Origin of the sequence: Paraburkholderia sp. CNPSo 3076 (assembly GCF_026343935.1) — a bacterium.
Lineage (GTDB): Bacteria > Pseudomonadota > Gammaproteobacteria > Burkholderiales > Burkholderiaceae > Paraburkholderia > Paraburkholderia nodosa.
Genome location: NZ_JAPMAL010000008.1, coordinates 37,091 through 57,829, shown reverse-complemented (window position 1 = coordinate 57,829; position 20,739 = coordinate 37,091). Strand labels below are relative to the sequence as shown.

The window sequence follows — 20,739 nt, the reverse complement described above, 5'->3', positions numbered from 1 at the left end:
GGCGACGCGCCAATGCCTGACATCGTGTTGCAGGGCTCGAGCCCGCGATGCGAGAGTGGAGCGCGGTTGCAGCGTCGCGTCCATCGAAACCGTCGCCGCGAGCCTGTTCGTGCTGTCGCCCGACATCCTCGCAAGGCTGCTGGCCGGACGAAAGCCGTTGCGTCAGACGGCCTCTGGCGGACCATTCGAAGCCTTGACGTTACGGGAGACCGAAGTGCTGGCGACGCTCGCCGGCGGACTCGGCAACAAGGAGATCGCCCGGCAACTCGACATCCCGGACAACACGGTGAAATCTCACCGCTCCTCCATCTTCGACAAACTCGGCACGACCCATCGCACCGAAGCGGTGATGCTCGGCATGCGGCACGGATTCGTCATGGATTCGTCATGGTGTAGGCAGACACGACGCGCCCGCCAGCCGCATCGGCATTGTCCACTGCTATCGCGACCTCGACCCTGAGCCACCCTTCAAGCGTGCATGAAATCAATGGCAGCTACGCTCGCTTATGCGCGGGGCCGATGTCAATGGCCACACCGAACTACAATCATTCAACGGGCCTGAACCCGCTCCACCCGAATTCGGGTCGCACAGGTCATGGGGCGGCTACGCGAGGACTGTCCGGGTGCGTTGACAGGCCGTTCAACCATGCTCCCCGGCAGTTCGGCAGTGCGTGATTGATCCGATCGCATCAGAGTATGCGCGACGGCCAGCACAGGAGGGACTATGCGGTCGGGAGTGAAGTCCGGCGTGCGCCTGAGACGTTATGCAATCACGGCGATTTCCGTCATCGCAGGCTTGATTGTCGTCGGACGCATCACCGGCATCCTGGTCGACTGGCTGTGGTTCTCCTCCATCGGCTACGGTGGCGTTTTCTGGACCATGCTTTGCGCGAGAGCGTTGCTGTTTGCCGCGGTGTTCGCGGTCTCGGCGTGCGCGATCTGGCTGTCGGGAATTTTGGCGCATCGTTACGCGAGGGAGAGCCTGCGAGCGGAAACAGCCGGTCCCTCGGGCGCGACGGTGGTCACCGGCGATCTGGCCGAACTGGTCGCGCCGTACGTTCCCTGGCGTTTCAGTATTGCCTGCGCAGCGGTCGTACTGGGGCTGCTTATCGCTGCCAGCGAAATCTCGAACTGGGACGTCGCCCTTCGCTTCATTAATCAGGTGACTGTAGGCGAGCGCGATCCGATCTTCGAGAGGGACATCGGCTTTTATCTCTTCTCGCTCCCCGCGTATGTCGCGCTCAAGAACTGGTTGCTGTGGCTGGTCTTCTGCAGCGCGATCGTGGCAGGTGCCGTCTACGGGTTGAGCGGTGACATCGTGCCGGAGCGGCCACCACGGACGCTCTCGCGCGCCGCCATCACTCATGGTTCGGCACTGCTCGGTTTGTTCTTCGCGGTGAAGGCCTGGTCGTGGTGGCTCGACCGCTTTCTGCTGCTCTACGGTGACAACGGCGTCGTGGTCGGCGCCAGCTATACCGATGTCCACGTCGAGTTACCGGTCCTGTGGATGCTTGTCGGCCTTTCGGCGGCCTCATCCGTGGCTCTTTGGATCAACATGCGCCAGCGTAGCTATCTGCTGCCTGCCGTTCTCGCGCTGCTCGTATTCGGCAGTTCGTTTGTGTTCGCTGTGATCTATCCGTTGCTGTTTCAGCGCTTCTATGTCAGACCGAGCGAGCTGAGACTGGAAACACCCTATATCGAGCACACTATCGCGCTAACGCGACAGGCTTACGGTCTCGCAAAGATTGAGGTTAAGCCGTTTGAGGTCGGCCAGGGACTGACTCTCGACTCGCTGCAGGCCAATCGACCGACCATCGACAACATCCGGCTATGGGACGTGCAACCGCTGATGGATACCTACGCACAGTTGCAGGAGATCAGGACCTACTACAAATTTCTCTCGGTGGACATCGACCGCTATCAGCTTGACACCGGATACAGGCAGGTGATGCTGTCGGCGCGTGAACTGGAACCGGCGATGCTTGCGCCCAACGCCCAAACCTGGGTGAACCTGCACCTTATCTTTACTCACGGCATCGGTGTCGTGATGTCGCCAGTCACCGAGAAGTCCACCGAAGGCTTACCCCTTTTCTATCTGCGGGATATTCCACCCGTCTCCAACGGCGGCCCGACCATTCGCGAACCACGTCTCTATTTCAGTGAAGGCCGGCAGGACTATGTCATCGTGAACGGCAATGTGGCTGAATTCGATTACCCGAAAGGGGCGGACAATGCGTACACGACGTATAGCGGGCGCGACGGCGTCCCTGTCGGCAGCGTGGCGCAACGCAGTCTCTTCGCCTGGCAGTTTGACGATCCCAACATCCTGCTGAGCGGCTATATCACGGACCAGAGCCGGATCCTGCTTCACCGCAACGTTCAGGACCGCGTGCGGACGATCGCGCCGTTCCTGAGTCTGGACCATGACCCCTATGTCGTGGCGAGCAATGGGCGCCTGTTCTGGGTACAGGACGCCTACACGGTCAGCCAGTGGTTTCCTTATTCCCGGCCGGGTTTCGACCAAGGCGCCAATTACATCCGAAACGCGGTCAAGGTCGTGGTCGACGCGTACAACGGCACGGTCGACTTCTACGTCAGCGATCCCGCCGATCCGCTGCTGCGCACATACGAGCGCACCTTCCCGGGTTTGTTCAAGCCTTTGGACATGATGCCACCGGAGCTCCGGCGTCATATCCGCTACCCCGAAGATCTGTTCCTGATCCAGGCGCTGCTTTACCGCGCCTATCACATGGATGCGCCGGAGGTCTTCTACAACCGCGAGGATCTGTGGCAGTTTCCCCGGGAGTTGTCCGGAATGGATGGCGTGAGCGCCGCCAGCACGATGCCGCCGTACTACACGATCATGCGACTTCCCGGCGAAGCACGCGCCGAGTTCATCCTCATGCTGCCGATGGTGCCGAGCCAGCGGGAGAACATGATTGCCTGGCTGGTGGCGCGTTGCGATCCGTCCGTGTATGGCAAGCTCAGCGTCTATACATTCCCCAAGGACAGGCTGGTCTTTGGGCCGTTTCAGATCGAAGCGCGTATTCAGCAGAATACGGAGATCTCGCAGCAGATCTCGCTGTGGAACCAGATGGGCTCACGCGTCATCCGCGGTCATCTTGTGGTCGTGCCGATCGAGAACTCGATCCTCTACGTTTCCCCGCTCTATTTACGCGCGGAGTCCGGTCAGTTGCCGGAGTTGAAGCGGGTGATTGCCACTTATGGTGACCGTGTGGTGATGGAGGACAGCCTGGGTGAAGCCCTGGCGGCGCTTTTCAAGGAGACCGCGCAAGCGGCGGCGGCCCCGCGAGGCACAGGGGACGCGCGTGCGCGCGAGGCACTTGCCCACTATGACCGCGCCCTCGAGCGCCTGAAGGCGGGAGACTGGAGCGGCTTCGGCGCGGAACTGGATGCCCTTCGGCCGTTGCTCGAGGCACTCGGTGCCGGCCATTCCGATGATCAGAAATGAAGAGGGGGAGATTTTAAGGGGCGTATAAACCGCTTCGTGCCGGTAGCGGGATTCGCCGCCATGCCCGGCCCGTTGTTTGCCATTCAAATGGCCGCGCAGCCTTGTCGTCCGGTACAGACGCTTCAGGCCTTTTGCAGGATGGCAATCGCCTTTTCGGCATCGTCCAACGAGTCGACCTCGAGATAAGCAATGAACTGCGTGCCCAGTACAGCGGCCGAGACGCCGCGGAGGTTGATACTCGCCGCGCCAATATCTGGGTCAATTGCGTGATGATGCCCAGTTGGTCCGGACTCGTTACACGGATGGAGTGAGGGCTCGGGGTGACGCTGAACCCCACCTGTGTGGCTGTACAAATTCCCAGGAAGCACTCTCCCGCATCTGGCGTGAATTGTCGTTATCTCGACTACCATACCTCGACCGTCTACAACATTCCGTTTCAAGCGTTATGCGTTGCACAGATAATGCCGCAAGCGCGTAGCTTGCAGGAGTTTGCTCCCCTTGCTCGCGAAGCTTTTCGGCGCTGGCTGCAGAGATCCTTTTTTTGTAACACTGGAGAGTATGACGGTGCGACCTGGTTGAACCGGCACTTGTTCGCCCATGGCAGCTCTTCCTTGTGGCAGCAGTCAGCCAATTTCAGCCGTATCGTAGTCGCGTTGACGACCGTAGGAGCAATCGAATCGTGGCACGACCAGTCTAATCGCGTCTCCTTGTTCTTCCCCGAGATGAACGACGATGGCAAGCTTCTATGGCAGCAGGCGTTATTTCAGGCAACGGCGCAAAGCCGCCTTAAGCTTATCGAGCAACAGACGTATCAGAAGCACGGCCGATTGGTTCCGGAGATGCCTACCGACAACGGAGCCCTGTTACGAAAGGCTAAGTTATCGGGTGATTGCATCAAAGACTTGGTTCGCCCTTTGCGAAACGCGCTGCATTACCCCGAGGACGATTGATCAGCATCAGACCATTCTGAAGACGAACTGGCCGTCGCTGGCCCTATATCCGCAGTGTTGTTGAAAATGGTCGAACTAGGACGGTCACTCGTGGCTGGTCCTGGAAGTTCGAGGCTAGTCGACGATTGCGCGTCGCCGAGCCGGCCCAAATTCCGAAGTCGACCCAACTCGGTCGCTCACCGACAATATCTGAAGGACCGCTTTGCGGCAGATTTGCGAGAGGGGTGTTCCAGTCGCAGCGGTTCAGCCGAGCATGGCTAAAGCCGTCGTCAGAACGGCGCGTTTGAATGCCTTGGGACGCCGCGGTAAGGAAGAGAACGGACTCAGTACATGGCTATAGGCGACAGTTTTGCTGATGCCATTGGCGAGCATCGTGAACACGATGTCGGGATCTTGCCGCGAAATCTCACCTGCGTCGATCGCATCGATGAGCAACGGCACGAACACGTCATGAAACGGCCGCACCACCCGTTCGATCAGCAAGTTAAGGCGCTCTCCAGTTTCGGTTGCGGCAGTCGAAAAAAACATGCCAACGTCTGGCGTCAGAAACACCTGGTCGATCAGGATCGACACGGCGCCCTCGACGCGCGCTCGCGGTCCTGGACCTGAAATCTCCCGCAACGCGGCGGTCTTCGCGACCATGGGAGCCACATCGTCGGCAATCTGGTCCACCACGGCAACCCACAGCGCTTCCTTCGAGCCGTAGTGATGCGCGACCAGCGCGGGGTCGACGCCCGACGCCCTGGCGATTTCGCGCACGCTCGTCGCCTCATAGCCGCTCCTCGCGAACGCCCCTCGGGCGCTGCGAAGCAATGCGTCGGCGCCACCCGCGTCGCTGCACGCTGGACGGCCGCGCGACCGACGGGGCGTGGGTGTCGTCGTGGCGCACTGGGTTTGATCGTGAGGGTGTTTCATCGGCGACGGTAGATCGTGTTCAAGGAAAGCTCAGAATTTTAACGGGTGCCGCACCGCGAATAGCAGCGGCACCGGTTTGACATGAACCCTTCGAAACCTTAGTATCGCATTAATTCATCACTCGTAGAATATTCAACCATGCGCCAGACCACCCGGATCGTCATCGTCGGCGGCGGTATCGCTGGACTTTTGCTTGCGACCAGGCTGGGCAACACGCTTGGCCGCAGCGGCCGCGCTCAGGTCACGTTGATCGACAAAAGCGCAACCCACATCTGGAAGCCCATGCTGCACACGATCGCGGCGGGCACGCGCGATGTCCAGCAACAGCAGGTCATCTATCTCGCCCACGCTCGCGACCACGGCTTCAACTATCAGCCAGGCGAGATGGAAGGCCTGGACCGCAATGCGCGCATCGTAAAGCTGGCTGCGCTGCGTTCGAAGTCGGGTGAAATTGTGATCGGCCCGCGCACCGTCGAATACGATGTACTGATTCTTGCGTTAGGCAGTCGCGCCAACGACTTCGGCACCCCAGGCATCCTCGATCATTGCCATTTCATTGACAGCCAGGCACAGGCTGAAGTCTTCAACGAAGCATTGCGAATCCGCATATTCCAGAGTGTTGTGACGAATAGCGCGTTGCGCGTGTCTATCGTCGGCGCCGGAGCGACTGGCGTCGAACTGGCAGCGGAATTGAGCCGCTTGCTCGAAGTGGCGTCGAGTTACGGCGACCCCGGCATCCGCTCACGTCTGAACCTCACCCTTTATGAAAGCGCACCTCGCGTACTGGCGGCGTTTCCGCCGGCGGTGTCGGAGTCCAGTGAGGCACAGTTACGGCATATTGGTTTCACGGTGCGAACGGGCACGCGAGTGACCGCCGCCGAACCCGACGGACTCCGGTTGGGCGATGGCAGCCACCAACCGGCGGATTTGATGGTGTGGGCGGCGGGCGTCAAGGCCCCTGATTTTCTAAGCAAACTGGATGGGATCGAGATCAATCGTTCCAATCAGATCGCCGTCAGGCCTACCCTGCAGGCGCAGGACGACGACACACTATTCGCGCTCGGCGATTGCTCGACGTTGACGCTCGCCGGCAATGAACGTCCTCTCGCACCCACGGCGCAAGTCGCCACGCAGCAGGCACAACATCTCGCCAAGCACTTGCCGGGCTGGCTCGGCGGCGGCTCATTGCCCGACTTTGCATTTCACGACTTCGGCGCGCTGGTATCGCTGAGCGACTACAACGCCTTTGGGACGCTCGGGCAGTTCGGGTTCTTCCGTGGCGGGTTCATCAAGGGCCGATTCGCGCAGCTCAGTCACGCCATGCTCTACCGGCAACATCAGCAGGCTTTGCACGGTTTTGGCAAGGCCATGATGCTGTGGACCGCCGAGCAGATCAATGGCCTCGTGCAGCCGAAGATACGGCTGAGCTGAACGCCACCTCACTTTCGACGGGAGTACCCATGGATCAATACGTGACGGCCGACATTGCATGGCAGCGCACTGTCGGCCAACTCGATGCGGGATGCGCGCATCAATTGACGGCTCGAGTCAGGCATATAGTCGATTCGCACGGATCGAGCAGTCTGCCGGTCAAGAATGGCGACGTTACGATCGCGCTGCTCGATCGACCCAGCCCACGAACGGCCACCGTATCGTGGAGCGACCCCCGAGGTTGCAAGTACGGCGAACAGGTCTGGCGCCTTGCTGCAGCCAAACGATCGGGTATATGCGCCTTGAGCGGACAGGGCATCGCCGCGGGCGATGCGATCTACCGCCCCTCAAAGGTCGAGCCGCCTCCCGCCAACGCGGCTGTCATGATGCTTGCAACATTAGTCGAGCTCGCCTTTGCCGATCCATGTCGTTAGTTTTGGCAGGCCTTACTTCATCGCATGGAAATTGGCCGCAACGCGCTGACGCAGATAGTCCTCTGCACTGATCGGATCGTACTTGCGGCTGGGACCCTCGATCATCACGTTGCGGTTCGCCTGGCAAAAGAAAGCCAGACTGTAGCGCGACCCCTGATATTCATGCGGTAGTGGATTGCGCACGCGGTGGAAGTTGGACGGCAACTGGTCGTCACTCCATCGCATGAGCATGTCGCCGATGTTGCAAGTGATCACCTCGTCGGCTGGTTCGACGCTGGTCCATTCCTGCCCGTCCATTTCCTTCCCGGGGCACAGTTGCAGGCCGCCTTGCTCGGCGCGCTGGAACAGCAGCGTCAGGCAGTCGAAATCCGTATGCGCCCCTGCGCGCCACAGGCCGCTCGGCAAAGACGGATCGTTCGGATAGTAATGCAGCAGGCGCAGCGTGCTTTGGTACGTCGGCAGGGACGGATCGTGGGCGTGCTCGAAGAAGTCGCGCGCAAAACCGAGCTTGTCGGCGAAGCACGACAGCACGCGCACGCTGAGGCGCCAGCACTGCGTCTCGAACGCCAGCATCGCAGCCCGAAAGCCGGGCAGCTGCTCCTCGGTTGGCCACAGCCCGCACATGTGCGGCAATGTGATCTGGTAAGACTCTTTCTGGTCCTGCGTGCCCGTAGAGGGGCGCACCTGGGCCTTGCTCTCCCAGCCGCTGTTCTGCGCCTTTTGCAACGGATACTGGGCCTTGACGCGTTCCGGAAGCGCAAAAAAGCGCTGCGCCATCTCGAAAGCGCCCCGCACCTGCTCGAGGTCGATGCCGTGGTTGACCAGCTGGAAGAAGCCGACGTCGGTCGCGGCGGCCCACAGTTCGTCGGCAATCGGCGCACGACGTTCCTCGAAGTCGGCGAGATCGATGATGCGAACCTCGCGAGCATGCGTTTCCGAACCCAGGCCACCCATGCGGGCTTCCTTGTCGAGTTCGGTCAACGTGTAACGGCGGTCGTTCGGCGTGGTCATGCATGTGCTCCGTGCAAAAAAGGTCGATGGACGTCGGACCGGGAGCAACGCAACAACGCGGGGCGATCGAAACGGATCCAGGCATCGCGGTCTTGAAGCTCCAATGGCATCCAGGCCGCCCGTTGAGGCTTGGCCCGGTCCGACTTCAAGAGCAATTCCCGGCCAGTCGACATTCTCTGCGCGACTGGTGAACGCTTCTACTCTTGCCGGCTTGGGAGCAATATCCACGCCAACTGTGAACGTCGATGCGGCGCGGGTCTCCGCGCAACGATGCACCACACGCGGGCGCGACGCACCATGGGCCCACATCGCACGCACTACGGCGGCTTCCGGACGAGACCATCTTGCTCGGAATGACCGCTCGCGCCCCGCCGGCGCGTTGCACGCCACCCCCTGGTACGGTAGTTGCATTATTGCGGGCAGAGTAGAAGCGTTCACTACTGCACGAGGTGGCATCGAGCCTTCGGCCGATTCGCGCAGCAGCCGGAAATTGCTCTTGAAAGCCGCGCCTGGGCGTCCGGTATCCGGATGCATGGCCGAGCCTTCATGACGCGTCACGTCCGGCTACATTGGTACCGCTCAGACTCTCATGATGGCGTGGTCACAGGCGTGTTGAATCACGATCAACCCGTGTCCAGCCATGAATCCTCGTACCGTTCTCCGCCGTCTCCTCGGACTGGCCGCTGTCGCCGCCGCTTGCTGGTCCGCCAGCGCCTTCGCGCTCGACAAAGTCGTCTTCCTCACTTCGTGGTATGCCCAGGCCGAACACGGCGGCTTCTATCAGGCCGTCGCCACCGGCATCTACCAGAAATACGGGCTCGACGTGCAGATCCGCATGGGCGGTCCGCAGGTCAACGGCATGCAGATCCTGACCAGCGGACAGGCCGATTTCCTGATGGGTTACGACTTCCAGGTGCTCAAGAGCATCGAGCAGGGCGTGCCCGTCACCACCGTCGGCGCCGCGATGCAGACCGATCCCCAGGGCATGATGACGCACGACGACGTGAAGAGTCTGGCGGATCTGAAAACGCACGTCATCCTGGTCTCGACGTCCGGCCGCACCACGTGGTGGCCGTGGCTCAGGGGCAAGTACAAGCTCGACGATTCGCAATCGCGCGTGTACACGTTCAACCTGCAGCCGTTCTTTGCCGATCCCAATGCGGCGCAGCAGGCCTATGCCTCCTCCGAGCAGTTCAGCGCCGACAAGGCCGGCGTGAAGACGCGCTTCTTCCTGTTTGCCGACGACGGCTATCCGCCGTACGGCACCACCATTGTCACGATGAGCAACACCGTCAAGGACAAGCCCGACCTGGTAGCGCGTTTCGTTCGCGCGTCGATGGAAGGGTGGAAGAGCTACCTCGCCGACCCGGCGCCCGCTAACGCGCTCATCAAGCGTGACAACCCGGCGATGAAGGACGACCAGCTCGCCTACGCCGTGCAGAAACTCAAGCAGTTCCGCATGATCACCGGGGGCGACGCCGCCACGATGGGCATCGGCGTGATGACGGATACGCGCTGGAAGAAGACGCGCGACTTCATGGTCAGCGCCGGCATGCTGGGAGCCGGTGTGGACTGGAAGCGCGCATACACCACGCAGTTCACCAAGGACTTGAAGGTGATGCCGTGAGTACCGCAGCCGGAACTGAATCGGCAAATTTCGGGGAAACCGCCGTGTCGCTCGTCTTTGGTGGCAACGATATCGACACAGCCAGGCCGTCGGCCGGCGGCCCGCCTTCACGCGGCGGCCAGCGCCCCACCGACGCGCCCGCGCTGTTCGCGAACCAGGTCGAGAAAACCTATCCCAACGGCACCGTCGCGCTGGAACGGGTGAAGCTCGCCATCCAGCCGGGCGAATTCGTCTCGCTGCTGGGTCCGTCCGGTTGCGGCAAGAGCACGCTGCTCAAGTTGTTTGCGGGGATCGAGCTGCCGTCCGCCGGGCACCTGCGCTGGTGGGGCGAGCCCACGCTCGCTGCCGGCGTCGGCACCCCAGGCCGCACGTTGGCGATGGTGTTCCAGGAGGCGACGCTGATGCCATGGGCGAAGGTGGCCGCCAACGTCCGCCTGCCGCTCGACCTCGCCCGCATGTCGCGCGCGGAAGCAGACGAGCGCGTGCATCGCGCGCTGGCACTCGTCGGGCTGGGACAGTTCGGGCAGGTGTATCCGCGCGAACTGTCCGGCGGCATGCAGATGCGCGTGTCAATCGCGCGCGCGCTCGCCACGCATCCCGACCTGCTGCTGATGGATGAGCCGTTCGGCGCGCTCGACGAGTTCACGCGCAACAAGCTCGACGCAGATCTGCGTGCGCTGTGGGCCGAACGGGGGCTGACGGTGGTGTTCGTGACGCACAGCATCTACGAGGCGGTCTACCTGTCGAGCCGCGTGATCGTGATGGCGGCCCGCCCGGGCCGCGTCATCGCCGATGTGCAGATCGAAGGTCCCGCGGTCCGCGACGAGGCGTTCCGCGTGTCGCCCGAGTTCATGCAGTACTGCGCACAACTGTCGGCCCTGCTGACGCAGGCCAATACCGGCGCTCCCGTTGTCGATTGATTGTCGGAGAATTCATATGCATCCCCCGCTATTTGCGCGGCCGGCCGTTCAGCGCGTAGCCGCGCCCATGGCCGTAGGCATCGTGCTGCTGTTCGTGTGGCAGAGCGTCTGCATGGCGCTCGCCGTGCCGCCGTACCTCGTACCCTCACCGATTGCGATCGGCAAGACGCTCGTTGAAGACTGGCCGCTGCTGTCCGGCTCGCTGTGGGTGACGCTGCGCATCACGCTGCTGGCGTTTGCACTGGCCGTGGTGTGCGGCACGGCGGCGGCTTTCCTGTTCGTCCAGAGCCGCGTGATCGAAGCCAGCCTCTTTCCCTACGCGATCCTGCTGCAGGTGACGCCTGTGGTGGCCATTGCCCCGCTGATCATCATCTGGGTCAAGGAACCGACGCTTGCGCTCGTCATCTGCGCGACGCTCGTAGCTGTGTTCCCGATCATCTCGAACACCGTGCTCGGGCTGCGCAGCGTCAACCCCGGGCTGATCAACCTGTTCCGGATCAATCGTGCAAGCCGCTGGGATACGTTGGTGCGGCTGCGCATCCCGAGCGCGCTGCCGTATTTCTTCGGTGGCCTGCGCATTTCGTGCGGCCTCGCGCTGATCGGCGCGGTGGTGGCGGAGTTCGTGGCCGGCACGGGCGGCACCGGCGCAGGCCTCGCGTACCAGATCCTGCAGGCGGGCTTCGCGCTCAATATTCCCAGGCTGTTCGCCGCGCTCGCGCTGATTACCGTAACGGGCGTGGCGCTGTTCGGCCTCACGACCTGGTTGTCGCGGTTGTGCCTCGGAAGCTGGCACGAAAGTGAACTCTGACTCCCCGTTGCCTCCTCGACCATGTCTGATACAGCACACTCGACCATGACCGATCCAGCACACTCGACCCTGATCCGCGCCGCGGTGGCTATCATGACCGGCGGCGACAACGACGCCGGCGACCCGGCGCGCGTTGCCGGCCCGGACATTCGGATCGTCGACGACGTCATCGCGGAAGTCGGCGCGCTGACGCCGCGCCCCGGCGAGACGATCGTCGACGCGACCGGCTGCGTCGTGTACCCCGCCTGGGTCAATACGCATCATCATCTGTTTCAGTCGATCCTGAAAGGCGATCCGCTGGGGTTGGACGCGTCGCTGACTCCGTGGCTCGCGGCGACGCCCTACCGCTTTCGCGCGCTGTTTGACGAAGCACGCTTCCGGCTCGCCGCGCGCATCGGCATGATCGAACTGATCCGCTCGGGCTGCACGACGATCGCCGACCACAATTACCTGTATTACCCGGGGATGCCGTTCGACAGTTCGGCGATCCTGTTCGAAGAGGCGGAAAAACTTGGCCTTCGCTTCGTGCTGCTGCGCGGAGGCGCAACCAGGACGCGCCAGCTCGAAGCCGAGCTGCCGACGGCGCTGCGCCCCGAAACGCTCGACGCCTATTTCGCCGACGTAGAGCGGCTCGCGTCGTCGTATCACGACGCCGGGCCGGGCGCCATGCGCCGCGTCGTCGTTGCGCCCACGACCGTGCTGTACTCGGTCGAGCCGGCGCAAATGCGCGAGATCGCCGCATTTACACGGCGACTGGGCCTGCGGATGCATTCGCATCTGTCCGAGACCGTCGCCTATCGGGATCACGCGCATCGGTGGCATCAGCGTTCGCCGGTGGCGTTTTGCGGTGAGCATGATTGGCTCGGCACCGACGTGTGGTTCGCGCATCTCGTCAAGGTCGACGCAACCGAAATCGCCCTGCTAGCCCAGACCGGCACTGGACTGGCGCATTGCCCGCAGAGCAACGGCCGCCTCGGAAGCGGGATCAGCCCTGTGCGCGAAATGGCGGATGCGGGCGTGCCGATTTCCATCGGGGTCGACGGCGCCGCATCCAACGAAGCGGCCGACATGATTTCGGAAGTCCATATGGCGTGGCTCGCGCAACGCGCGAGGCTGGGAATGGCTGCCGAACCGGAATTCCAGGGCGGCCGTTTCGAAGGCGGCGCGCATGCTGCGACGGTGACGGACGTGATTCACTGGGGCACCGCAGGAGGCGCCCGGATCCTCGGCCTGCCGAATGTTGGAAAAATTGCGCCGGGCTATTCGGCCGACATTGCGGTCTATCGCCTCGACGATCCCCGCTATTTCGGGCTGCACGACCCCGCTATCGGGCCGGTCGCATCGGGAGGACGCCCGTCGCTCGCTGCCCTCTTCTCGGCCGGACGACGAATCGTCAAGGACGACGAGATCGCCGGCGTCGACATGGCCGAACTCGGCCGTCAAGCGCAGGCGGCCGTAGCCGGATTGCTCCGTGAAATCGGCGACGGCCGCCATCGGTTGTGAGTCCCGTCTTCAGCCCGTCGGTGACGGCGTGCAGAGCAGTTGTATCCAGATTTAGCCCCATTGATCGACAGTAACAATATCTGAATATGAGCCAGTCAATCAGCTTCTATCATCGTCAGGCAATCCGCGAAGTCGACGGCGCAGACGTCACCCGCACCGTGCTGCAATACCTGCGCGAGGACGCGCATTGCACGGGCACCAAGGAAGGTTGCGCGGAAGGCGACTGCGGCGCGTGCACGGTCGTCGTCGGCGAACTAACCGAAGCGGGAACCGTTGAGTTCAAGGCCGTCAACGCGTGCATCCAGTTCCTGCCGACGCTCGACGGCAAGGCGTTGCTGACCGTCGAGGGCCTGCGCCAGCCAGATGGCTCGCTGCACCCCGTGCAGCAGGCGATGGTCGATTGCCACGGCTCGCAGTGCGGCTTCTGCACGCCCGGCTTTGTGATGTCGATGTGGGCGCTCTACGAGAAGCACGGCCATGAGGCGCGCGGCAGCGCATGCGCGGCCGCGAAGGAAACGCCGACGCGCACCGAGATCGCCGACGCGCTGACGGGCAACCTGTGCCGCTGCACGGGCTACCGTCCGATCGTCGATGCGGCCGTGCAGATGTTCGATGCGCCGCCGCCTTCGGCACCCGTCGACACGGCCGCGCTCGCGCGCACGCTCGCATCGCTGAAGCGCGACGACACCTTCGACTACACGGTCGGCGACGCGCGCTTCGCGGCGCCGCGCACGCTCGACGTGCTTGCCGCGCTGAAGGCCGAGCGCCCCGACGCGCGGATCCTCGCGGGGAGCACCGACATCGGCCTGTGGGTCACGAAGCAGATGCGCCGGCTCGACGATCTGATCTACGTCGGCCAGATCGCCGAACTGAAGCGCATCAAGCACGGCGACGACTGGATCGCGATCGGCGCGGCCGTGACGGTCGAGAACGCGTACGCGGCGCTGGCTGGCACCTATCCGGAACTGACCGAGATGTGGAAGCGCTTCGCGTCGCTGCCGATCCGCAACGCGGGCACGCTCGGCGGCAACGTCGTGAACGGCTCGCCGATCGGCGACTCGATGCCGGGGCTCATCGCGCTCGGCGCGCGCGTCGTGCTGCGCGGCGGCGACGTCGTGCGCGAGCTGCCGCTCGAGGCGCTCTACACGGGCTACCAGCAGAAGGACATGGCGCCGCACGAATTCGTCATGGGCCTGAAGGTGCCGACCCGCAGCGGCGCACGCGCGAACCTGCAGTTCCGCACCTATAAGCTGTCGAAGCGCTTCGATTCGGACATCTCGGCCGTGTGCGCGGCGTTCGCGTTCATCGCGGACGGCGACACGATCCGCGAACCGCGCATCGCGTTCGGCGGGATGGCCGCGACGCCGAAGCGCGCGGCGCAGACGGAAGCCGTGCTCGACGGCGTGCCGTGGCACGAGGCGACCGCGCAGGCCGCGATGCAGGCGCTCGAACGGGACTACCAGCCGCTGTCCGACATGCGCGCGACGAGCGTGTACCGGCTCGACACCGCGAAGAACCTGCTGTACCGGTTCTGGCTCGAGACCCGTCCGCACGATCCGCTGCCGCCGCAGGCGCTGAGCGTGCGCGAAGTGGCCGCCGAGACGGCGCGCGCGTGACGATTGAAGCTCCGGAGAACACCATGAACCAGCAAGCAGAGCCGTTTCTGAACGCCCTCGATACGCGGGCCGACGCGGGCCAGGTGCACTTGTCGCGCCCGCACGAATCAGCGCACCTGCACGTGAGCGGCCGCGCGACCTACACCGACGACATCCCACTCGTCGCGGGCACGCTGCACGCGGCGCTCGGGTTGTCCGCGCAGGCGCACGCGAAGATCCTGTCGATGAACTTCGACGCGGTGCGCGCGACGCCCGGCGTCGTCGCGGTGTTGACGGCCGACGACATTCCGGGCGTCAACGACTGCGGCCCGATCATCCACGACGACCCCGTGCTCGCGAGCGGCGTGGTGCAGTTCGTCGGCCAGCCGATGTTCATCGTCGTCGCGACGTCGCACGAAACCGCGCGACTCGCCGCGCGCCGCGCGAGGGTCGACTACGAGGAATTGCCCGCGATCTTCACCGCGCAGGACGCGCGCAAAGCCGAGTCGTACGTGATCCCGCCGCTGAAGCTCGCGCGCGGCGATGCGGCCGCGCGGCTCGCGGCCGCGCCGCACCGCGAGGCTGGCGAGATGACGCTCGGCGGCCAGGAACAGTTCTATCTCGAAGGGCAGATCGCGTACGCGGTGCCGAAGGACGACGAAGGGATGCACGTCTACTGTTCGACGCAGCACCCGAGCGAGATGCAGCACCTCGTCGCGCACGTGCTCGGCGTCGCGTCGCACAACGTGCTGGTCGAATGCCGACGGATGGGCGGCGGGTTCGGCGGCAAGGAATCGCAGTCGGGCCTGTTCGCGTGCTGCGCGGCGCTCGCCGCGTGGAAGCTGCTGTGCCCGGTGAAGCTGCGTCCGGACCGCGACGACGACATGATGATCACCGGCAAGCGGCACGATTTCTACTACCGCTTCGACGTCGGCTACGAAGACGACGGCCGCATCAGCGGCGTGTCGATCGACATGACATCGCGCTGCGGCTTCTCGGCCGACCTGTCGGGTCCCGTGATGACGCGCGCGGTATGCCATTTCGACAACGCGTACTGGCTGCCGGACGTCGCGATCGCTGGCTACTGCGGGAAGACCAACACACAGTCGAACACGGCGTTCCGCGGTTTCGGCGGCCCGCAGAGTGCGTTCGCGATCGAGTACCTCCTGGATAACATCGCCCGCTCGCTCGGCCGCGATCCGCTCGACGTCCGCTACGCGAACCTGTACGGCAAGACCGAGCGCAACGTGACGCCGTACGGCCAGACGGTCGAGGACAACTGCCTGCCCGAGCTGCTCGCCGAGCTCGAGGCGACCAGCCACTACCGCACGCGCCGCGCCGGGGTGCGCGAATTCAACGCGAGCAACGCGGTCCTGAAGAAGGGCATCGCGCTGACACCGCTGAAGTTCGGCATTGCATTCAACGCGACCCACTTCAACCAGGCCGGCGCGCTCGTCCATATCTATACGGACGGCTCGGTGCTCGTGAACCACGGCGGTACGGAGATGGGGCAGGGACTCAACACGAAGGTCGCGCAGGTTGTCGCGCACGAGCTTGGGATCCCCTTCGGGCGGATCCGCGTGACGGCGACCGACACGAGCAAGGTCGCGAACACGTCGGCGACGGCCGCATCGACGGGCTCGGACCTGAACGGCAAGGCCGCGCAGGACGCGGCGCGCCAACTGCGCGAACGGCTCGCGGCGTTCGCCGCGAAGCAATACGGCGGCAGCTCGAACAATGCGAAGGACGTGCGCTTCGGCAACGACCGCGTGTGGGTCGGCGAGACCGGTGTGCCGTTCGGCGAGGTGATCGCGAAAGCTTATCTCGCACGCGTGCAGCTGTGGTCGGACGGCTTTTATGCGACGCCGAAACTGTACTGGGATCAAGCGAAGCTGCAGGGCCGGCCGTTCTTCTACTACGCGTACGGCGCGGCCGTATCCGAAGTCGTGATCGACACGCTAACGGGCGAGATGCGCACGCTGCGCGTCGACGCGCTGCACGACGTCGGCACGTCGCTGAACCCGGCGCTCGATGTCGGCCAGGTCGAAGGCGCGTTCATCCAGGGCATGGGCTGGCTCACGACCGAGGAGCTGTGGTGGAACCCGGAGGGCAAGCTGATGACGCACGCGCCGTCGACCTACAAGATCCCGACCGTCAACGACACGCCGCCCGAGTTCAATGTGCGGCTGTTCCAGAACCACAACGTCGAGGACAGCGTCCACCGTTCGAAGGCCGTCGGCGAGCCGCCGCTGTTGCTGCCGTTCTCGGTGTTCTTCGCGGTGCGTGACGCGGTCGCAGCGATCGGTGACTATCGCGTGAATCCGCCGCTCGACGCGCCGGCGACCGGCGAGTCGATCCTGCGCGCGGTGCAGGCCGTACGCGCTGCGTGAGGCTGACATGAAACGGTCCCCACGCTCGCTTTGCTCGCTGCCCTCGAGGGGGAGTCAGGACGCCTGGGACGATCGGAGCGCCCTGACATGACAATCGCCCAACGGACCGGCCGGCGCAACCGCGCGACGGGCACGCCCGTGCCGATGCACGTCGTGCTGTTCGGCGCGGGGCACGTCGGCCATGCGCTCGTGACACTGCTCGGCCGGCTGCCGTGCGTCGTGCTATGGGTCGACACACGCGACGAGCTGTTACCGAACGAATGTCCGCCGAACGTGCAGCCCGAGCCAACCGACACGCCGGAGGCGATCGTCGACGAAGCGCCTCCGGGCGCGCACTTCCTCGTAATGACGCACAACCACGCGCTCGATTTCGCGCTGGCCGAGCGGATCATGCGGCGGCGCGACTTCGCGTACTTCGGGATGATCGGCTCACACACGAAGCGCGTGAAGTTCGAGCGGCGGCTCGTGGCACGCGGTATCGATCCGGCGAGGATGCACGAGATGGTGTGTCCGATCGGCATCGCGGGCATCGCTGACAAGGCGCCCGGCTCGATCGCGGTGGCGGTGTCCGCGGAGCTGCTGCAAATGCGCACAAAGACGTGAGCGCCTCGTTCGTGTCACGTTGGCGACGATTCCCGAAACGCGGCGCCGATGACGACGATGCCGGCCGTACCGCCCGGCCACCTACCGGTTTCACGCCGGATCCGATTGTGCCGGCGACGTCCCGATTCCGCGACGTTGACAATCCGGCAGCGGACATGGCGCCAACGGGGAAACGACACATCCCGAATTGCCTGAATACGTATGGAAACAACGTTCGCTCGTCCCAGCATCGGTTGCGCGATCCGCGGCCAAGTCCGGACGTCCTTCTTTAACACGATATCGGAATCCAGCCAGCGCATGCGAATTCTCGTCATCTACTGCCATCCGGTTGCCACCAGCTTCAATGCGGCGCTCCACCGGGAGGTCCTGCAGAGCCTCCGCGACGCCGGTCACGACGTCGACAATTGCGACCTGTACGCCGAGCGTTTCAACCCGGTCCTTTCCGAAGAAGAGCGGTCGAACTATCACGATGTCCGGATCAACCGCCAGCCCGTTCAACGCTACGTCGAACGGCTACTCTGGGCCGAGGCGCTTGTGTTTTGTTTCCCGACCTGGTGCATGGGTCTGCCTGCGATGCTCAAGGGATTCTTCGACCGCGTGATGATCCCGGGGGTGGCGCTCGACGTCACCGATCCCACGCACGTCAAGCCGGCCCTCACGCACCTCAAGCATATCGCAGCGGTCGTGACCTACGGACGCCCCCGCTACGTTGCCTGGTACATGAGCGACCCGCCGCGTCGCGTCATCAAGCGCTATTTGCATTTGCTCACCGGTGGGCGCGCCCGCATTCTCTATCTGCCCTACTACCACATGAACGTGGCCACTCCGGAAAAACGCAACGCCTTCAGGCGAAAGGTCCGCAAAGCCATGGAGCGCTTCGGCTGAGCGAGACGCATCTGATTTCCCGACAATGCTATCTGGCTGCACCCGCTGCCGCATAGGAGGTCGCCTTCCCAGTGGCCCCGTGCCGCGCGATCTTCAACTGTTGCCGGAGGTTCGCTGAGCGATACCGTGTCGCGAATCCCGCCGTAATCGTCTGTCTTTTGCGTGTGATGGCGCGAGCGGCGCATGGCCCGGGTGCGCCGCAAGTGTTCCAGCAACTCCTTCTTCAGGGCGCCATGGGCCTGAATGAAGAGACTGCGATAGATAGTCTCGTGGGACACGTGGCAGTCCTTGTTGTCTGGGTACGCACGCCTTGAGCCACCCGGCAATCTGCTGCGGTGACCACTGCCGCTGGAGCTCGGTGGCTCGCCTGCAACGATCTGCGCCGAGTGATTCCGGTCATAAAGCTGAGCGATCTTCTGGAGAGATTCTCCCTTCTGCCAACGCTCCCACATCAGCGCCTTCTGAGTATCAGTGCAGTAAATCCGGCGTCGCTGTTTCATCTGCAACACTCCCGTTGCTCGCACAGCTTGTAGTATGTTGCATCCACCGGTTGAATCCGCCAATCAAAGCAGCAACCGCACAACAGCGGTGTCGAAGGACCGTTGGTATTGGGTGGGCCTCGGCTTATGCCGACAAGCGCAAGTCAGGACTGTACGGCTAGGTCACGACCGCTGGCGCGTCAGGTTCCGCAGGCGGCGGTCTGTCATATCGCGACTATGATGTGCGCTCGGTCGAAGCTGCGGTCCGGCGCAAGCGAGCGTTGATGCATTTTCGATTGGGCACTACGAGAAGCTCTTCCCGCCAGAACTAACCTGGTGGATCGTAGCGCACTAGCAGCTTGCTGAACTGGATTCTGGCAGGAAAGCGGCTGCTACCGCCCGCAACCGTATCGCACAAGGACAGATCCGCATGCCTGTTGGGCGGCCTTATCGACCGCTGGACCTGGCGACCTGCGTTGGTGCGGGGCGGGGCGGCGAGCCTGCATCTTTGCAACGCGTGCGCGATGAGGCCGCGTAAGTATGAGCAGGCGCGAGCGCTTGCCTCTAGACCAGGTTGTCGCGGATGAGCCGCAGGTCAACGTTGGCGTCGGCCATATGCGAACCCGCACTGTGTCGCAACCAGTGGTACCAGGCGTGGTCGGGTTGTGATGCAGATGCCGCGTGTTGCGATGATCCGGAGAGTGTCGAGCAGGCACCTTGCCGGCGAGGAGGCGATCAATACTCGTCTGAAAGGCTATCGCGGCGACTCACGGGTTGAATCTGCGATCCTTCGCGTCAAGTTCGACTTCCGGTGCGCAATCCTTGATCAAGCCTCGTCTGATGAGGCGATCAGCAGCGTCCAGACGCTGCATTGATAATCTCGTCGGTAGCGACGTCAAGACGCCACTGCGATTCTCTCCAGCGCGTCGCCAAGGTGTTGCGCGAATGCACGCACGCGAGCGCTCATGTCGCCGCGGGAGGATGCACACTGGCCGGGGTCTTGCCCACCATAGTAGACGCCTTGCACCGCGACTGCCTCCCGTAACCCGGTATGCGATCCCATCAGGGCGCATCCGCACCACGCGTCAGGTTTGGCAAAATTTGCCAAACCTGATAGACTGATTTGCATGGGTACCATGAATATTTCCCTCCCCGATTCGCTGAAGGACTACGTTGACGAGCAGGTCGGCGAGTGCGGCTACGGCACAAGCAGCGAATACGTGCGCGAGCTCATCCGTAAGGATCAGGATCGAAAGCGCCTGCGCGCAGTTATCCTGCAGGGAGCGGCGTCGGGGCTCACGGATCCGGTTGATTCCGACTACTTCGAATCGCTGCGCGCCCGCGTGCGGACGTCGCGCAAATGACAGCAAAGCCCGTCGTTCCGACGAGGCTGGCCAGGGAGGACGTGGAGGACGAGCTGACCTACTATCTCGTAGACGAAGGCTCGGAACAGGCAGCGCTCGGATTCATTGCGGAGATCGAGTATGCCTACGCCCATCTCGCTAAACATCCGAAAACTGGATCTCCCCGTTACGCGTACGAGTTGGACATACCAGGCCTGCGATCGTGGCCACTTGATCGCTACCCGCATGTGATCTTCTACATTGAGCGCAAGGATTACGTCGAGGTCTGGCGCGTGCTCAACGGCAAACGCGATATCCCGTCGTGGCTATTGAACGATGACAGCGAGCTTCATTGACGCTTACTGAACGGTAC

General features: G+C 63.3%; 18 protein-coding genes and 1 pseudogene. 15 read left to right on the top strand and 4 right to left on the bottom strand.

The genetic code is table 11. The annotated features are described in order from the left end of the window. The first annotated feature begins 55 nt into the window (after positions 1–55). The 3 genes from M3A49_RS11070 (at position 56) to M3A49_RS11060 (ending at position 4,422) form a co-directional block, all read left to right on the top strand. Positions 56–460, top strand: coding sequence for a response regulator transcription factor (locus M3A49_RS11070; RefSeq protein WP_266228718.1), 405 nt, complete (start codon positions 56–58; stop codon positions 458–460). A 264-nt stretch (positions 461–724) separates the two neighbouring features. After that, a complete protein-coding gene (locus M3A49_RS11065; RefSeq protein WP_266228717.1) occupies positions 725–3,472 on the top strand; it encodes a UPF0182 family protein in 2,748 nt (915 codons plus the stop codon). 320 nt (positions 3,473–3,792) lie between these two features. Beyond that, complete coding sequence (locus M3A49_RS11060) at positions 3,793–4,422, top strand: hypothetical protein (protein WP_266228716.1); 630 nt, start codon at positions 3,793–3,795, stop codon at positions 4,420–4,422. A 243-nt stretch (positions 4,423–4,665) separates the two neighbouring features. Here M3A49_RS11060 and M3A49_RS11055 read toward each other — a convergent pair whose 3' ends face one another. Then, a complete protein-coding gene (locus M3A49_RS11055; protein WP_266228715.1) occupies positions 4,666–5,337 on the bottom strand; it encodes a TetR/AcrR family transcriptional regulator in 672 nt (223 codons plus the stop codon). A gap of 138 nt (positions 5,338–5,475) precedes the next feature. Here M3A49_RS11055 and M3A49_RS11050 point away from each other — a divergent pair, with 138 nt between their 5' ends. Both M3A49_RS11050 and M3A49_RS11045 read left to right on the top strand, forming a co-directional pair. Beyond that, complete coding sequence (locus M3A49_RS11050; RefSeq protein ID WP_266228714.1) at positions 5,476–6,768, top strand: NAD(P)/FAD-dependent oxidoreductase; 1,293 nt, start codon at positions 5,476–5,478, stop codon at positions 6,766–6,768. A 29-nt stretch (positions 6,769–6,797) separates the two neighbouring features. Further along, positions 6,798–7,202 carry a DUF3331 domain-containing protein gene (locus M3A49_RS11045; RefSeq protein WP_266228713.1) on the top strand — a complete coding sequence of 135 codons (405 nt, stop codon included), beginning with the start codon at positions 6,798–6,800 and terminating at the stop codon, positions 7,200–7,202. Positions 7,203–7,214: 12 nt separating this feature from the next. Here M3A49_RS11045 and M3A49_RS11040 read toward each other — a convergent pair whose 3' ends face one another. Then, complete coding sequence (locus tag M3A49_RS11040) at positions 7,215–8,213, bottom strand: isopenicillin N synthase family dioxygenase (protein ID WP_254342809.1); 999 nt, start codon at positions 8,211–8,213, stop codon at positions 7,215–7,217. A gap of 640 nt (positions 8,214–8,853) precedes the next feature. Here M3A49_RS11040 and M3A49_RS11035 point away from each other — a divergent pair. The 7 genes from M3A49_RS11035 (at position 8,854) to xdhC (ending at position 17,659) form a co-directional block, all read left to right on the top strand. Then, complete coding sequence (locus M3A49_RS11035; protein WP_266228712.1) at positions 8,854–9,840, top strand: ABC transporter substrate-binding protein; 987 nt, start codon at positions 8,854–8,856, stop codon at positions 9,838–9,840. A gap of 143 nt (positions 9,841–9,983) precedes the next feature. Continuing rightward, positions 9,984–10,760: an ABC transporter ATP-binding protein gene (locus M3A49_RS11030; RefSeq protein WP_266228879.1), complete on the top strand. Its 777-nt coding sequence runs from the start codon at positions 9,984–9,986 to the stop codon at positions 10,758–10,760. Positions 10,761–10,776: 16 nt separating this feature from the next. After that, the gene (locus tag M3A49_RS11025; RefSeq protein WP_254353394.1) at positions 10,777–11,568 is read left to right on the top strand and encodes an ABC transporter permease; all 792 of its coding nucleotides are present in this window, start codon (positions 10,777–10,779) and stop codon (positions 11,566–11,568) included. A 45-nt stretch (positions 11,569–11,613) separates the two neighbouring features. Beyond that, a complete protein-coding gene (locus M3A49_RS11020) occupies positions 11,614–13,071 on the top strand; it encodes an amidohydrolase family protein (protein ID WP_266228711.1) in 1,458 nt (485 codons plus the stop codon). 86 nt (positions 13,072–13,157) lie between these two features. Beyond that, positions 13,158–14,687, top strand: a complete 1,530-nt coding sequence (gene xdhA / locus M3A49_RS11015; RefSeq protein ID WP_266228710.1) for a xanthine dehydrogenase small subunit — start codon at positions 13,158–13,160, stop codon at positions 14,685–14,687. 23 nt (positions 14,688–14,710) lie between these two features. Then, positions 14,711–17,056: a xanthine dehydrogenase molybdopterin binding subunit gene (xdhB, locus tag M3A49_RS11010; protein WP_266228709.1), complete on the top strand. Its 2,346-nt coding sequence runs from the start codon at positions 14,711–14,713 to the stop codon at positions 17,054–17,056. Positions 17,057–17,143: 87 nt separating this feature from the next. Beyond that, on the top strand, positions 17,144–17,659 hold the full coding sequence (gene xdhC / locus M3A49_RS11005) for a xanthine dehydrogenase accessory protein XdhC (RefSeq protein ID WP_266228708.1): 516 nt from the start codon (positions 17,144–17,146) through the stop codon (positions 17,657–17,659). A 14-nt stretch (positions 17,660–17,673) separates the two neighbouring features. Here xdhC and M3A49_RS11000 read toward each other — a convergent pair whose 3' ends face one another. Beyond that, positions 17,674–17,958, bottom strand: a complete 285-nt coding sequence (locus tag M3A49_RS11000; protein WP_266228707.1) for a hypothetical protein — start codon at positions 17,956–17,958, stop codon at positions 17,674–17,676. Between M3A49_RS11000 and M3A49_RS10995 the strand changes: the two genes are divergently transcribed. Then, positions 17,957–18,544, top strand: coding sequence for an NAD(P)H-dependent oxidoreductase (locus tag M3A49_RS10995; RefSeq protein WP_266228706.1), 588 nt, complete (start codon positions 17,957–17,959; stop codon positions 18,542–18,544). The two genes, M3A49_RS11000 and M3A49_RS10995, sit on opposite strands and share 2 nt — an antisense overlap. A 26-nt stretch (positions 18,545–18,570) precedes the next feature. Here the strand turns inward: M3A49_RS10995 and M3A49_RS10990 are convergent. After that, positions 18,571–19,044: pseudogene (locus tag M3A49_RS10990) on the bottom strand (transposase); the annotation flags it as partial. Positions 19,045–20,150: 1,106 nt separating this feature from the next. Between M3A49_RS10990 and M3A49_RS10985 the strand changes: the two are divergent. Both M3A49_RS10985 and M3A49_RS10980 read left to right on the top strand, forming a co-directional pair. Then, a complete protein-coding gene (locus M3A49_RS10985) occupies positions 20,151–20,387 on the top strand; it encodes a type II toxin-antitoxin system ParD family antitoxin (RefSeq protein WP_266228705.1) in 237 nt (78 codons plus the stop codon). After that, on the top strand, positions 20,384–20,722 hold the full coding sequence (locus M3A49_RS10980; RefSeq protein WP_266228704.1) for a type II toxin-antitoxin system RelE/ParE family toxin: 339 nt from the start codon (positions 20,384–20,386) through the stop codon (positions 20,720–20,722). The genes M3A49_RS10985 and M3A49_RS10980 overlap by 4 nt, the downstream gene beginning before the upstream one ends. The last annotated feature ends 17 nt before the right edge of the window (positions 20,723–20,739 follow it).

Coding starts and splice junctions, on each gene's coding strand:
- M3A49_RS11065 (WP_266228717.1), top strand. CDS start 725: ATGCGGTCGGGAGTGAAGTCCGGCGTGCGCCTGAGACGTTATGCAATC.
- M3A49_RS11055 (WP_266228715.1), bottom strand. CDS start 5,337: ATGAAACACCCTCACGATCAAACCCAGTGCGCCACGACGACACCCACG.
- M3A49_RS11050 (WP_266228714.1), top strand. CDS start 5,476: ATGCGCCAGACCACCCGGATCGTCATCGTCGGCGGCGGTATCGCTGGA.
- M3A49_RS11045 (WP_266228713.1), top strand. CDS start 6,798: ATGGATCAATACGTGACGGCCGACATTGCATGGCAGCGCACTGTCGGC.
- M3A49_RS11040 (WP_254342809.1), bottom strand. CDS start 8,213: ATGACCACGCCGAACGACCGCCGTTACACGTTGACCGAACTCGACAAG.
- M3A49_RS11035 (WP_266228712.1), top strand. CDS start 8,854: ATGAATCCTCGTACCGTTCTCCGCCGTCTCCTCGGACTGGCCGCTGTC.
- M3A49_RS11025 (WP_254353394.1), top strand. CDS start 10,777: ATGCATCCCCCGCTATTTGCGCGGCCGGCCGTTCAGCGCGTAGCCGCG.
- M3A49_RS11020 (WP_266228711.1), top strand. CDS start 11,614: ATGACCGATCCAGCACACTCGACCCTGATCCGCGCCGCGGTGGCTATC.
- xdhA (WP_266228710.1), top strand. CDS start 13,158: ATGAGCCAGTCAATCAGCTTCTATCATCGTCAGGCAATCCGCGAAGTC.
- xdhB (WP_266228709.1), top strand. CDS start 14,711: ATGAACCAGCAAGCAGAGCCGTTTCTGAACGCCCTCGATACGCGGGCC.
- xdhC (WP_266228708.1), top strand. CDS start 17,144: ATGACAATCGCCCAACGGACCGGCCGGCGCAACCGCGCGACGGGCACG.
- M3A49_RS10995 (WP_266228706.1), top strand. CDS start 17,957: ATGCGAATTCTCGTCATCTACTGCCATCCGGTTGCCACCAGCTTCAAT.
- M3A49_RS11000 (WP_266228707.1), bottom strand. CDS start 17,958: ATGCGCTGGCTGGATTCCGATATCGTGTTAAAGAAGGACGTCCGGACT.
- M3A49_RS10985 (WP_266228705.1), top strand. CDS start 20,151: ATGGGTACCATGAATATTTCCCTCCCCGATTCGCTGAAGGACTACGTT.
- M3A49_RS10980 (WP_266228704.1), top strand. CDS start 20,384: ATGACAGCAAAGCCCGTCGTTCCGACGAGGCTGGCCAGGGAGGACGTG.